This window comes from Pseudomonas sp. CFBP2511, assembly GCF_030209255.1.
GTDB classification, from domain to species: Bacteria; Pseudomonadota; Gammaproteobacteria; order Pseudomonadales; family Pseudomonadaceae; genus Aquipseudomonas; species Aquipseudomonas avellanae.
This window is the reverse complement of sequence record NZ_JARVSI010000015.1, coordinates 176815-190242: the sequence shown is the minus strand read 5'-3', so window position 1 is coordinate 190242 and position 13428 is coordinate 176815. Positions and strand designations below refer to the sequence as shown.

General features: G+C 59.1%; 10 protein-coding genes. 2 read left to right on the top strand and 8 right to left on the bottom strand.

What is annotated here, in order from left to right:
* Window positions 1-9: 9 nt before the first annotated feature.
* From QRN38_RS12775 to QRN38_RS12750, 6 genes are all read right to left on the bottom strand, one after another.
* Window positions 10-1491 (bottom strand): mannitol dehydrogenase family protein, encoded by a 1482-nt coding sequence (locus QRN38_RS12775; protein WP_122223114.1) that lies wholly within the window; start codon window positions 1489-1491, stop codon window positions 10-12.
* Window positions 1492-1509: 18 nt separating this feature from the next.
* Window positions 1510-2616, bottom strand: coding sequence for an ABC transporter ATP-binding protein (locus QRN38_RS12770; protein WP_003382859.1), 1107 nt, complete (start codon window positions 2614-2616; stop codon window positions 1510-1512).
* A 31-nt stretch (window positions 2617-2647) separates the two neighbouring features.
* Window positions 2648-3481, bottom strand: a complete 834-nt coding sequence (locus tag QRN38_RS12765; RefSeq protein ID WP_003382858.1) for a carbohydrate ABC transporter permease — start codon at window positions 3479-3481, stop codon at window positions 2648-2650.
* Window positions 3482-3491: 10 nt separating this feature from the next.
* Window positions 3492-4424 carry a carbohydrate ABC transporter permease gene (locus QRN38_RS12760; protein ID WP_005762613.1) on the bottom strand — a complete coding sequence of 311 codons (933 nt, stop codon included), beginning with the start codon at window positions 4422-4424 and terminating at the stop codon, window positions 3492-3494.
* A gap of 87 nt (window positions 4425-4511) precedes the next feature.
* A complete protein-coding gene (locus QRN38_RS12755; protein ID WP_003382856.1) occupies window positions 4512-5834 on the bottom strand; it encodes an ABC transporter substrate-binding protein in 1323 nt (440 codons plus the stop codon).
* A gap of 240 nt (window positions 5835-6074) precedes the next feature.
* A complete protein-coding gene (locus tag QRN38_RS12750; RefSeq protein ID WP_005762608.1) occupies window positions 6075-6980 on the bottom strand; it encodes an AraC family transcriptional regulator in 906 nt (301 codons plus the stop codon).
* Window positions 6981-7107: 127 nt separating this feature from the next.
* Between QRN38_RS12750 and cobF the strand changes: the two genes are divergently transcribed.
* Entirely contained in the window at window positions 7108-7893 is a 786-nt protein-coding gene (gene cobF, locus QRN38_RS12745; protein ID WP_005762606.1) for a precorrin-6A synthase (deacetylating), read from the top strand.
* Here cobF and QRN38_RS12740 read toward each other — a convergent pair.
* Both QRN38_RS12740 and QRN38_RS12735 read right to left on the bottom strand, forming a co-directional pair.
* Window positions 7878-9200, bottom strand: coding sequence for a glycosyltransferase (locus QRN38_RS12740; protein ID WP_005762604.1), 1323 nt, complete (start codon window positions 9198-9200; stop codon window positions 7878-7880). The two genes, cobF and QRN38_RS12740, sit on opposite strands and share 16 nt — an antisense overlap.
* The gene (locus QRN38_RS12735) at window positions 9193-9552 is read right to left on the bottom strand and encodes a response regulator (RefSeq protein ID WP_005762602.1); all 360 of its coding nucleotides are present in this window, start codon (window positions 9550-9552) and stop codon (window positions 9193-9195) included. The genes QRN38_RS12740 and QRN38_RS12735 overlap by 8 nt, the downstream gene beginning before the upstream one ends.
* A 346-nt stretch (window positions 9553-9898) precedes the next feature.
* On the opposite strand from QRN38_RS12735, the gene QRN38_RS12730 reads away from it, so the two are divergent.
* Entirely contained in the window at window positions 9899-13411 is a 3513-nt protein-coding gene (locus tag QRN38_RS12730; RefSeq protein WP_057419308.1) for a response regulator, read from the top strand.
* Window positions 13412-13428 lie beyond the last annotated feature (17 nt).

The window sequence follows — 13428 nt, the reverse complement described above, 5'->3', positions numbered from 1 at the left end:
GGGCGTCCCTCAGAGGCCGTTGGCCAGAATTTTTTCCAGTGTGCCACTTACACCCAGCGAGCGCAGATCAGCGAGGTTCTGCTCGAACGCCGCAACAAATTCGGGCGACTGAGGAATGGCCAGACCGAATATTTCTTCCACCTGCAACAGGCGCTGGGCAATCAGTGCATCGTCAGCCACCAGCCCCTGACAGAACTCGGCGCGTGGGTCGGGAATCGTGTAGATCACACCGTTTTCGTCAACGCCCTTCAAATAAAGGGCCCAGGCAGCGACCACCAGCGAGGCGCGCTGGAAATTGCCCTGATCGACGATCAGCCGATTGATGGTTGGGACCGTGAATTTAGGGAATTTCGATGAGCCGTCCGAGCAGACCCGCGCCAACTGGTCGGCAATCGCCTGATTGGAAAAACGCTCGATCAGCGTGTCCTTGTAGCCTTCCAGATCGATGCCGGGCACCGACGCCAGTTGCGGGGTGACATCTTTGTCCATGTAGGCACGGATGTAACGCACGAACAAAGGGTCGTTCATGGTTTCATGGACGAAACGATAACCCTTGAGAAAGCCCAGGTAGGTCAGGGCCAAGTGGCTGCCGTTGAGCAGCTTGATCTTCATTTCCTCGTAGGGCGTCACGTCGTCTGTGAACTGCACGCCGACCTTTTCCCAGGCCGGACGGCCGTTGACGAACTTGTCTTCCAGCACCCACTGTACAAATGGCTCACAGACTACCGGCCAGGCGTCGTCGATGTGCTTTTCGTCCGCCAGCTTCAAGCGATGTGCCGCACTGGTCATCGGCGTGATGCGGTCGACCATCGCGTTGGGAAAGCTCACGTTGGCGGCGATCCAGTCATGCAGATCGGCATCGCGCAAGGCCGCAAACGTCAGCAGTGCCTTGCGGGTCACTGCGCCGTTGTGCGGCAGGTTATCGCAGGACATCAGGGTGAACGCGGGCGTGCCTTCGGCGCGGCGGCGGGCCAGCGCCGCGCAGAGGAAGCCAAATACCGTCTTCGGCTGGTTGGGGTTGGCGAGGTCGTGCTGGATCTGCGGCAGGTGGGCCATGAACTGGCCGTTGCTGTCGTCGATGCAATAGCCGCCTTCGGTGATGGTCAGCGAGACGATGCGAATGTCCGGGCTGGCCAGCTTGTCGATCAGCGCCTGAGGGCTGTCTTCGGCCAACAGCATGCCGCTGATCGAGGCAATGATGCGGGTTTCGGTATCTGGCGTGTCGCCCAGTTCATAGAGCGTGTACAGATAATCCTGTTGCGCCAGCGCATCGCGCACGGCGCGGTCTTCGGCACGCAGGCCTACGCCGCAGATACTCCATTCAAAGCCTTCGCCGCTGTTCATCAGTGCATCGGTGTAAAACGCCTGATGCGCCCGGTGGAAACCGCCGACGCCGATATGGGCAATGCCCTGGCGGGTGTCGTCGGCGCTGTAGGCGGGCAGGGCGATGTCTGCGTCCAGTCGTGAAATATTGTTCTTGTTCAGTTTCATGAAAAGGCTCTCCGGAACTCAGGCGGCGGCAGTCTGCAAGGCTTTGGCAATCACCAGGCCTTGAGCGTCGAACAGATGGCATTGGCTGCTATCGAGGTGCAGATTCAGCGTCTCGCCGTACTGGCTGGCCAGGTCACCGCGAATACGCAGGGTCAGCGGCTCGCCCGAGCGGGTACGCACGTGGCAATAGGTGTCGCTGCCAAGACGCTCGCTGACATCAGCGATGACCTGCAACTGACAGTCGTTGTTCTGGGCGAGATTCAGGTGTTCCGGGCGAATGCCCAGCGTGACCGGCGCGCCGACACTCTGGCCCGCACCGTTGACCGGCAGGCTGATGCGCGTTCCGGCGTCCAGTTCGACCTCGCAACTGGCGCTGTCGACGCGGCTGAGTTTGCCCTTGAGAAAGCCCATCTTCGGCGTGCCCAGAAAACCTGCGACGAACAGGTTGGCCGGGTGGTGATACAGCTCCAGCGGCGAACCGACCTGTTCGACCTTGCCGCCATTGAGCACCACCACCTTGTCGGCCAGGGTCATGGCTTCGACCTGATCGTGAGTCACGTAAATCATGGTGGCCTGCAGCTCTTTGTGCAGGCGCGACAGCTCCAGACGAGTCTGCACGCGCAGCGCGGCGTCGAGGTTGGACAGCGGTTCGTCGAACAGAAAGATTTTCGGGTTGCGCACGATGGCCCGGCCGATGGCCACACGCTGGCGCTGGCCGCCGGACAACTGCTTGGGTTTGCGCTCCAGCAGCGGGCCGAGCTCCAGAATGCGCGCAGCTTCATCGACCTTTCTCTTGATCTCGGCCTTGTCGCCCCCGGCCAGGTCCAGCGCAAAGGACAGGTTCTTGCCCACTGTCATGTGCGGATACAACGCGTAGGTCTGGAACACCATCGCCAGGTCACGCTTGGCCGGAGTGACCTGGGTGATGTCGCGGCCATCGAGTTCGATGGTGCCCGAGGTCACTTCTTCGAGCCCGGCGATCAGCCGCAGCAGGGTGGACTTGCCACAGCCCGACGGCCCGACGAACACCACGAACTCACGGTCTTTCACGTCCAGATCGATACCTTTGATGATCTGGTGACCGTCAAAGCCTTTTTGCAGATTGCGGATGCTCAGGTTAGCCATGTTGGACTCCTTATTGTTCTTGGGGCCGGGGCTATTTGACAGCGCCGAACGACAGGCCGCGAACCAGTTGTTTCTGACTGATCCAGCCGAAAATCAGGATGGGCGCACACGCCAGGGTCGAGACCGCCGAGAGCTTGGCCCAGAACAGCCCTTCGGGGCTGGAGTAGGACGCGATCAGCGCGGTAAGGGGCGCAGCGGCAGACGAGGTAAGGTTCAGCGACCAGAACGCTTCGTTCCAGCACAGAATCAGCGACAGCAACGCGGTGGATGCCAGACCACCCTTGCAGATCGGTATCAGCACGCGAAAGATCTCCTGCCGGGTGCTGGCGCCGTCCAAGCGCGAGGCTTCGAGGATTTCGCCGGGAATGTCCTTGAAGTAGGTGTAGATCATCCACACCACGATCGGCAGATTGATCAGCGTGTAGATGATGATCAGCGCCAATCGCGAATCCAGCAGGCCGAAGGTCTTGGCCAGCAGGTAGATCGGCATCAGCACGCCCACTGGCGGCAGCATTTTGGTCGAGAGCATCCACAGCAGCGTGCTTTTGGTGCGTTTGGTCTCGAAAAATGCCATGGAATACGCCGCAGGGATGGCGATCAGCATGGCCAGCGCCGTAGCGCTGAAGGAAATCAGCACCGAGTTCCAGGCAAAGTGAAAGTAATCGCTGCGTTCCTGAATGTGCAGGTAGTTTTCCAGGGTCGGGGTGAAGAACAACTGCGGCGGCGTCGCGAAGGCGTCGATCTCGGTCTTGAAGCTGGTCAGCACCATCCAGAAGATCGGGAAGAACACCAGGGCGGCGATCAGCCAGGACAGGGTCCCGAGCAGCAGGCTTTGTAAACGACGCGATTGTTTAAGGGTCATCATGGCAAGGTCCTCATGACTTGTCGGTGAGGTTTTTGCCGATCATCCGGATCAGGATGATCGCCGCGATGTTGGCGATGACAACGGCAATCAGCCCGCCCGCCGAGGCCATGCCGACGTCGAACTGCAGCAGCGCCTGGATGTAGATCAGGTAGGCCAGGTTGGTCGAGGCAAAGCCAGGGCCACCGTTGGTGGTGGTGAAGATTTCAGCGAACACCGAGAGCAGGAAGATCGTTTCGATCATGACCACCACGGCAATCGGCCGCGCCAGGTGCGGCAGGGTCAGGTGCCAGAAGATCGCAATGGGGCCGGCTCCATCCAGACGCGCTGCCTCCTTTTGTTCCTGGTCTAGCGACTGCATCGCGGTCATCAGAATCAGGATGGCGAACGGCAGCCACTGCCAGGACACAATGATGATGATCGACAGCATCGGGTAATGGGCAAACCAGTCGATGGGCTGCGCACCGAAGAATTTCCATACCGCCGCGAGCACGCCGGAGACCGGGTGGAAAATCAGGTTTTTCCAGATCAGCGCACTGACCGTGGGCATGATGAAGAAGGGCGAGATCAGCAGTACGCGAACGATGCCTCGTCCGAAGAACTCGCTGGCTTCGAGCAGCGCCGAAATCAGTACGCCGAGGATCACACTGATCGCCAGCACACTGCCGACCAGCAACAAGGTATTGCCGGCACCGGGAAGAAAGCCGCTGTCGGTCACGAAATACTGGAAGTTTTCCAGCCCGACGAATTCGTTTTCGCCGGGTGACAGCAGGTTGTAGCGGATCAGCGAGAAATAAATGGTCATGCCCAGCGGTACGATCATCCATACCAGCAAAAGCAGCACAGAGGGGCTGACCAGAAACCAGCCAGGTTTGAATCGACGACTTTTGAGCGGTGGCTGTTCGCCGGACAGGTCCGAGCGTTCAGGGGAGGCTGAGGTATTCATGGGGAGCTCCGAACCGGATTGCACCAGGGTTGTTGCGCAGTTGAGCGGCAGGGTGAAAGCCGCGGCCTTCACCCTGTTGCAGAGCGTTTACTTTTTAGGGTAACCGGCTCGTTTCATGTCCCGCTCGGTGGCGGTCTGCGCATTTTCCAAGGCTTTTTCAACCGTGGACTGGCCGATCAGCGCGGCCGAGAACTGCTGGCCGACACTGGTGCCGATGGCCTGGAATTCAGGGATGGTAACCAGCTGAATACCGACGTAAGGCACAGGCTTGAGCGTCGGAGACTTGGGCGTCACAGCCTTGAGCGACTCCAGCGTGATATTGGCAAACGGCGCGGCCTGTTTGTAGGCATCGCTGTAGGTCGAGGCACGGGTGCCTGGCGGTACGTTGGACACGCCGTCGGTGTCGGCCACCAGTTTGGCGTACTCTTTGGAGGTCGCCCACTGGGTGAATTCGGCAGCGTCCTTGGTGTTCTTGGCACTGGTCGGGATCGCCAGCGACCACGAATACAACCAGGCAGAACCCTTGTCGGTCACTTCGTGCGGGGCGTAGGTAAAGCCGACGCTGTCGGCAACCTTGCTTTGCTTCTTGTCGGTCACGAACGAACCGGCAACGCTGGCGTCGACCCAGATGGCGCACTTGCCACTGTTGAACAGCGCCAGGTTTTCGTTGAAACCATTGCTGGAAGCACCCGGCGGGCCGGATTGCTTCATGGTGTTGACGTAGAAGTTAAGCGCGTTCTTCCATTCCGGCTGGTCGAACTGTGGTTTCCACTGCTCGTCGAACCAGCGTGCACCGTAGGCGTTGGCCAGGGTGGTGATCAGCGCCATGTTCTCGCCCCAACCCGCCTTGCCGCGCAGGCAGATGCCGTACTGTTCCTTGGACTTGTCGGTCAGTTTGCCGGCGAATTCGGCAATCTGGGTCCAGGTCGGGCGTTCCGGCATGGTCAGGCCAGCGGCCTTGAACAGGTCGGTACGGTAGTAAGTGATAGACGCTTCAGCGTAGAACGGCAGGGCGAACAACTTGCCGTCCACTGACAGGCCATCGCGCACTGAAGGGAATACATCATCCAGCTCATAACTGGCGGGCAGGTCTTTCATTTCCTGCAGCCAGCCTTTCTGCCCCCAGAGTGAGGCTTCGTACATGCCGATGGTCAATACATCGAACTGACCGCCTTTGGTGGCGATATCGGTAGTCAAGCGCTGGCGCAGCACGTTTTCTTCGAGCACAACCCAGTTGAGCTTGATGTCAGGGTGCTTTTCTTCGAAGGTCTTGGAGAGGCGCTGCATGCGGATCATGTCGCTGTTGTTGACCGTGGCGATGGTCACGGTCCCGGCCGTGGCGCTGCCACTGAACACGAAACAGGTGCTGAGGACGGAACTGGCGAGCAGAAGCTTTGCTGAGGTCTTCATTGATCACTCCTCTTCTACGCCCAACAGGCTGCAGAAGGATGGTTATTGTTTTTTTCTCTTCCGGAGGTGAGGAAGATGTGCATTGATTACAACGGCGTTCGGGTCGAAAGACAAATCCTGCGCAGCACTCTGACTGATACTTTTTCGCACTGCGGCCTGAAATGTAAACATCGCTGAATCGCCCATAGGCTGGCTTCGGCGCAACGCAAGCGTAGACGCTGAGCGCAACGGCAGGGCGAATCAGTACAGGTTTTGTTCGGTCAGGCGCTGAACGGCGAGACGACGATAGTGCGAGGGGGTCATGCCCTTGAGCTGCTGGAAACGCCGATTGAAGTTGGAAATATTGTTGAAACCGGACTCGAAACACACGTCAGTGACCGTTTTGTCGCCGTCGGCGAGCAGTTCACAGGACTTGCTGATGCGCAACCGATTGACGAACTCGACGAAACAGCGCCCCGTGGCCTGCTTGAATACCCTGGAAAAGTAAGTGGGTTTCATGCCCAGGTACTCGGCAACTTCTTCCAGCGGCAGCTCCCGGCTGTAGTGAGCAAAAATATAGTCCACTGCGCGGTTGGTACGATCGACGCTGTGCTCATCGGCCGTGTGGGCGACGGCGGTGCCTGACAGCAACTGATAATCATCGCTGGCGGCCAACAGCTCAAGAAGAATGAAAAAGTGCCCCAGACGTGTAATGCCGCGCGAGTCGGCAATTTTCTGCATCTGCTTCATGGCCTGACGAATTGTGCGCTTGCAGCGAAATTCGATGCCGTAGCGGGCGCGTTCCAGCAGTGGGGTGAGGGTCTTGAGTTCGGCAAACACCTGATTGCCACTTTCCAGCAGTTCATCGGTGAAATTGACCAGCATGTCGCGCCGCGCCACGACTTCACCCTCGTCAACCTGGCTGATCCAGTTATGCGGCAGGTTAGGCCCGGTCAGGAACAGGCTGGCAGGGTTGAAGTTACCGATGTAGTCACCGACGAAGACCTTGCCGGAGCTGGCGACAATCAGATGCAGCTCGTATTCCTTGTGGAAGTGCCAGCGCACCAGCGGGCACGGAAAACCATGCTCGCGATAAATGATCGACAAGCCGTTATGGTCGTCCATCAGCTCGTAGGAAGGGTCAGTAATTTTTGTTGTTTTACTCATGGCGTCATTCTATTCAGCAGTTGCCAGCGCGCTAATGTGCCTGATTTTTTGTTTCGATGCCCGGTCGTTGGCAAAATCGCCTACGATCAGGCACCTGAAATGACTGCCACAATGGAGTGGTTATCCAATGAAACAGATCCTCCTGATCGGCATGGGCGCCGGTGATCCGGAGCAGATTACCTTACAGGCTGTCACTGCCCTGAATCGCGCCGAGGTTATTTTCATCATCGACAAGGGCTATGTCGATGACGAGCTGCTGCGTCTGCGCAAGGCGCTCTGTCAGCGCTACATCACTCACGATCGCTATCGGCTGGTTCAGGTTCAGGACCCGGTTCGCGGGCATGCAGGCCGCGAAGGCGAATCCGGCGCCTACGCGCAAGGCGTCGAGGACTGGCATCACCAGCGCGCGGTATTGTTCGAGCGGCTGCTGACCGATGAGCTGGGTGATGATCAGGTCGGCGCGTTTCTGGTCTGGGGCGATCCGGCGCTGTATGACGGCACAATGCGCATTCTGGACCAGGTGTTGGCGCGCGGTGCGCAGGCCTTCACGTATCAGGTGATACCGGGCATTACCAGCGTGCAAAGCCTGGTGGCGCAGCACCGGATACCGCTCAATCGCATTGGCGAGTCGATTCTGATCACCACCGGTCGGCGTCTGGCGGCCGATCCGCCTGAAAGCCACCACAACGTGGTGGTGATGCTGGATGCGCACTGCACGTTCGAGCGTTACGTCGGGCAGGGGCTGGACATCTATTGGGGAGCGTATCTGGGCACTGCGGATGAACTACTAGTGGCGGGCCGACTCGATGAGGTCTGCGAGCAGATCAAGCAACTGCGTACCGAAGCACGCAGTCGCAAGGGCTGGATCATGGACACCTATCTGTTGCGTAAACCCGTTCAGGCGTCTGGCTGACTGAGCGGGTTGCGATTCTTGGCTTCGATCCACTGCGCCATGTACTTGGTGCTCTTATGGTGATGGTGCCGAAGCATGCTGCCGGTGAAGTTCGCCAGCCGGTGTTCGGGCAGTTCGTCGCGCAACGTCTGGATACGCGCCATCAGGCTCTCGCAATGTTGCCGGTGCTGAAAGCGCGACTGCAGCAGCGCCTGGCCTGCGTGTTGCGCCTCCAGCCAGAGGTTCTCGTCCTGATAAAGCCTGACCGCTGCTGCGGCGATCTGCTGCGGGTTGTCGGCAATCAGCCCGGGCCAGGCCAGATCTCCGCTCATGGCTTCCGCGCCAATCGGGGTGGTGACTGACGGGGTGCCGCACACCATGGCGTCCATCAACTTGCCCTTGATGCCCGCACCGAAGCGCAGGGGGGCGAGGCAGACCCGCGCACCGGCCATCACCTGCAAGGCATCCTCAGCCCGGTTTTTCACGTGAAAACCCTGCGCTGCGTTGTGCAAGGCCGTTGCCTTGGGTGGCGTGTAAGCCCCGTAAATGTGCAACTGCGCGGCCGGCAGTTGTTGCCTGATCAGCGGCCATATGGCGGTTTTCATCCACAGCACGGCGTCCCAGTTGGGCGCGTGACGGAAATTACCGATGCTGAGAAAGTGCGCGCGCTCGGCGAACGGCCGGAAGCTGTCGGGCACGCCGTCGATCATCAACGGGCACCAGTGCAGCAACGCGGCGGGCAAGCTGAACATGCCGGTCAGCAGGGCTATTTCAACGTCCGAGGTCATCAGGTTGAGGTCGCAGCGGTAGAGCGAGGCGACTTCGCGTTGCGCCAGGTCACTGGCGGCTATCTCGCGAAACAGTGCGCTTTGCGAGCAGCCGAAAACGCTCTGCAGATCATCCGGCGCGCTCTTGACCAACTGATGGCGGGCGTGACGCAGGCTCTGGAAGTCCGACGTTTCCAGAATGCGCAGAGCGTCAGGGCACTGCTGTTCGACGCGCCAGCCAAACTGCTCCTCAATCATGAACTGGTCGAAAAGCACCACGTGCGGCTGCAGCTCGCTCACGAATACGTCAAAGCTGCTGTCGTTGAGCGCAATACGGACTTCGTGGATGCCTAGGCTGATCAGGTCGGCCCGGTGCTCGCCTTCGGTGGCAGGGCTGGCAAAGGTGATGTGCCAGTCCTGTTCGAGAAAGCATTGAATCAGCTGCATCATGTGACCGCTGGCAGCCGACGAACCAGGCTCGGGCCAGACGTAGCCAATGATCAGCAAACGGGTTGTGGGGGCTTCACTGCGGTGCGCAGCGGCAGTATCGATATCAGACAAGGATGCTTTTTACCTTGTCGCGCAACTGGTCGATCGAGAACGGCTTGCCTATCGCGTACATGCCTGGCGGCACGTCGATGTTTTCGGAGTAGCCGCTGGCGAACAGTACCGGCAGTTCAGGGCGCAGCTCAATGACCTTTTTGGCCAGTGCAGTGCCTTTCATGTCCGGCAGCCCCTGATCTGTCATCAGCAGATCAATGTGATTAGCGTTGTCGGTAACGATGGCAAGGGCTGTGGTGGCGTCTTCGGCCTCCAGGACGGTGTATTCCAGCTCCTCGAGCACGTCGACAATCAGCATGCGCACAATGGCGTCGTCCTCGACCACGAGAATGGTGCGGGCGGTGTCCGGCATGATTGACTCCTTTTAAACCTGAAAAATGGTTGTAGCGCAAACAGAGTGGAATGCCATGCATCCTTTCTCGCCGACTCAGCATAACCGAGCCCGGCCTGTTCACTGTTGATATCGTCCCTGTATCAGTAAATAAAACCTGCATGGAAGTTCAATCAACCGACAAATGCCGAGAATCGTGGCGACGATTCACAGCCTGCCCAGCCATCACTGAGCCAGCACACAGAACGTGCCCGAGCTTATCGCCGATTTATGTGTGAAATTTCAATCCTCTATGTCAGAAATAAGAGTGTTTTTTGTAGGTTTACGGCAAACTCCGTGGTTTTGATCCACTTGTCAGGGATATTTCATGAATCGGACGCCTTCCGTCGATGAGCAGCGCTTTCGAAAATTGCTGGGGCGCAATGTCGGGTTGCCGCTGGGTGTCGGCGTACTGAGCGCAGTTTTTTTCATTCTGCTGATCAGTTATCTGCTTAACGCCATTCAGTGGGTTGAACATACGGACCGCGTGATCAACAACACCAACCGCTCGATGAAGCTGTCGATTGACATGGAAACCGGCATGCGCGGCTTCCTGCTCACAGGCGATCAGCATTTTCTCGACCCCTATGAAATCGCCAAGCCGTTGCTGGTTGCCGAACTCAACGGCCTCCAGGACCTGGTCCAGGACAACCCGACGCAACAGGACCGGTTCAGGCGCTTGTTCACCATGCAACAGGAGTGGAACGTCTTTGCTCAGGACATGATCGACCTGCGGCGCAACAACGGCGACTTTCAGACGCCGGTGCTGGCCGGACGTGGCAAGCGCATTACCGATCAGATTCGCACCGAGTACGAACAGGCTGTCGAGATGGAGCAGCAACTTCGCCTGACCCGCAATGCCGAGGTCACGCGCAGCACGGTCATTTCCGTCACGCTGTACCTGATATTTGTGGTGATCGTCAGCGGCATTCTGGCGTACATAGGACGCAGGGATCTGCTGTCTCTTTCGGCCACCTACAGCGCAAATCTGAGGCAGCAGGAAGTCAATGCCGAGCGTCTGCAGAAAGTGGCATGGCTGCGCAACGGCCAGAGCGAGCTGGCCGAACAGGTGCTCGGGCAACTGACGCTGAACATGCTGGGCCGCAATATTCTGCAATTTCTGACGCAATACCTCGGCGCTTCGGTGGCGGCGATGTACATCCGTCAGGACCACGGCGGCTTGACGCGTGCGGCTTCCTACGGGTTTTCCCGCGAGCAGGAGCAACAGGATCAGACCATTCACAGCGATGAAGGCGTGGTGGGACAGGCGGCATCGCAGGACCGGATCATTACGCTGGACGAGCTGCCGGAGAATTATTTCAAGGTGGCTTCCGGGTTGGGCGAGGGTTCACCGCGCAGTGTGGTGGTGGTGCCTATCAGCAATGACGATCAGGTCAACGGCGTGGTTGAACTGGGTTTTCTGCGCCCTCTGACCGAGCAGGACGTCGAGTTTCTTGAACTGGTCTCGGATAACATCGGTACGTCCATCGAAGCGGCTCGCTATCGCCAGCGTCTGCAGGAAGTTCTGGCCGAGACTCAACAGCTCAACGAAGAGTTGCAGGTGCAGCAGGAAGAACTGCGCACGGCCAACGAAGAGCTGGAAGAGCAGTCGCGCATTCTCAAAGAGTCCCAGGCGCACCTGGAGACCCAGCAGGCCGAGCTGGAACAGACCAACGAGCAACTCGCCGAGCAAAGTCAGGCGCTGGCCGATCAGCGCGATGCGCTGGACCGCAACAATGAAGAGCTGAATATTGCCCAAGGCGAGTTGCAGGCCCGTGCCGACGAGTTGCAACGTGCCAGCAAGTACAAGTCCGAGTTCCTTGCCAACATGTCCCACGAGCTGCGCACGCCGCTCAACAGTTCGTTGATCCTTGCCAAGTTGCTGGCCGAGAACCCGAGCGAAAACCTCACCGCCGAGCAGGTCAAGTTTGCTGAATCGATCTATTCGGCGGGAAATGACCTGCTCAACCTGATCAACGACATTCTGGACATTTCCAAGGTCGAAGCCGGCAAACTTGAAGTGCGCCCGGAAAACAGCAGCGTGTCACGTCTGGTCGAGGGCTTGCGTGGCTTGTTCCAGCCGCTGGCCGCGGAGAAGAAGCTGGCGTTCACGGTCGACATCCAGGCCGGCGCGCCGACCATGCTGTTCACCGATCGCCAGCGTCTGGAGCAGATCCTCAAGAACCTGCTGTCCAACGCGATCAAATTCACCGAAGCGGGCGCGGTCAGCATGGTGGTTTCGCGCCAGCCGGGCGCTGGCATCGTGTTCAGTGTGCGCGATTCGGGCATCGGCATAGCCGAGGAGCATCAGCAAGGTATTTTCGAGGCGTTCCGTCAGGCGGATGGCACCACCAACCGGCGTTATGGCGGTACGGGGCTGGGCTTGTCGATTTCCCGCGATCTGGCCGCGCTGCTGGGCGGATCGATCAGTGTCACCAGCGCACCGGGGCAGGGCAGTATCTTTACCCTGGTGCTGCCGGAGCAGTATGTCGAGCAGGACCCTCAGGCGCCGGGCAGCGAGCCTTTGGTCATGCACACGCCTGCCGTGCTGCAACTGTCGGTTCCCGCGGCGCCGGTCATCCAGCCGCCGCTGCCAGCGCCTGTCGAGACGCCTATCGCCGTATTTGCCGATGACCGTGACAAGGCGCCGTTCGAGCGGCGCTGCATTCTGGTGATCGAGGACGAAGTGCGGTTCGCCCAGATCCTCTTCGATCTGGCCCATGAACTGGGTTACGACTGTCTGGTGGCGCATGCCGCCGATGACGGTTTCAACCTGGCGTCGCGCTACACGCCGGACGCGATTCTACTGGACATGCGCCTGCCGGATCACTCGGGCCTGACCGTGCTGCAGCGCCTCAAGGAGCTCGCCCCCACGCGGCATATTCCGGTGCATGTGATTTCCGTCGAGGACCGTCAGGAAGCGGCATTGCACATGGGCGCCATCGGCTATGCGGTCAAGCCGACCACCCGCGAAGAGCTCAAGGATGTATTTGCCAAGCTGGAGGCCAAGCTGACCCAGAAGGTCAAGCGCATCCTGCTGGTCGAAGACGACGACCTGCAACGTGACAGTATTGCGCGGCTGATCGGCGACGATGACATCGAAATCACCGCCGTAGGTTTCGCGCAACAGGCGCTGGACCTGCTGCGCGACCACATTTATGACTGCATGATCATCGACCTGAAACTGCCGGACATGCTCGGCAACGAGCTGCTCAAGCGCATGTCCACCGAAGATATCTGCGCCTTTCCACCGGTAATCGTTTATACCGGGCGCAACATGACCCGCGATGAAGAAGCCGAGCTGATGAAATATTCGCGCTCTATCATCATCAAGGGCGCGCGCTCCCCGGAACGCCTGCTCGACGAGGTCACGCTGTTCCTGCACAAGGTCGAGTCGCAGCTGTCCAGCGAGCGGCAGAAAATGCTCAAGACCGCACGCAGCCGCGACAAGGTCTTCGAGGCGCGCAAGATTCTGGTGGTCGATGACGACGTGCGCAACATCTTTGCCCTGACCAGCGCGCTGGAGCACAAGGGCGCCGTGGTGGAAATCGCCCGCAATGGCCTGGAGGCGATTGCCAAACTCAATGAAGTCGAGGACATCGATCTGGTGCTGATGGACGTGATGATGCCCGAAATGGACGGCTACGAAGCCACCATCGAGATTCGCAAGGACCCACGCTGGCGCAAGCTGCCGATCATCGCCGTGACCGCCAAGGCCATGAAGGACGATCAGGAGCGCTGCCTGCAGGCCGGTTCCAACGACTACCTGGCCAAGCCTATCGATCTGGACAGGCTGTTTTCGCTGATTCGCGTCTGGCTGCCGAAAATGGAGCGCATTTGAATGGGCGTAAAACGCAG

Coding starts and splice junctions, on each gene's coding strand:
- QRN38_RS12730 (WP_057419308.1), top strand. CDS start 9,899: ATGAATCGGACGCCTTCCGTCGATGAGCAGCGCTTTCGAAAATTGCTG.
- QRN38_RS12760 (WP_005762613.1), bottom strand. CDS start 4,424: ATGAATACCTCAGCCTCCCCTGAACGCTCGGACCTGTCCGGCGAACAG.
- QRN38_RS12765 (WP_003382858.1), bottom strand. CDS start 3,481: ATGATGACCCTTAAACAATCGCGTCGTTTACAAAGCCTGCTGCTCGGG.
- QRN38_RS12755 (WP_003382856.1), bottom strand. CDS start 5,834: ATGAAGACCTCAGCAAAGCTTCTGCTCGCCAGTTCCGTCCTCAGCACC.
- QRN38_RS12750 (WP_005762608.1), bottom strand. CDS start 6,980: ATGAGTAAAACAACAAAAATTACTGACCCTTCCTACGAGCTGATGGAC.
- QRN38_RS12775 (WP_122223114.1), bottom strand. CDS start 1,491: ATGAAACTGAACAAGAACAATATTTCACGACTGGACGCAGACATCGCC.
- QRN38_RS12735 (WP_005762602.1), bottom strand. CDS start 9,552: ATGCCGGACACCGCCCGCACCATTCTCGTGGTCGAGGACGACGCCATT.
- cobF (WP_005762606.1), top strand. CDS start 7,108: ATGAAACAGATCCTCCTGATCGGCATGGGCGCCGGTGATCCGGAGCAG.
- QRN38_RS12770 (WP_003382859.1), bottom strand. CDS start 2,616: ATGGCTAACCTGAGCATCCGCAATCTGCAAAAAGGCTTTGACGGTCAC.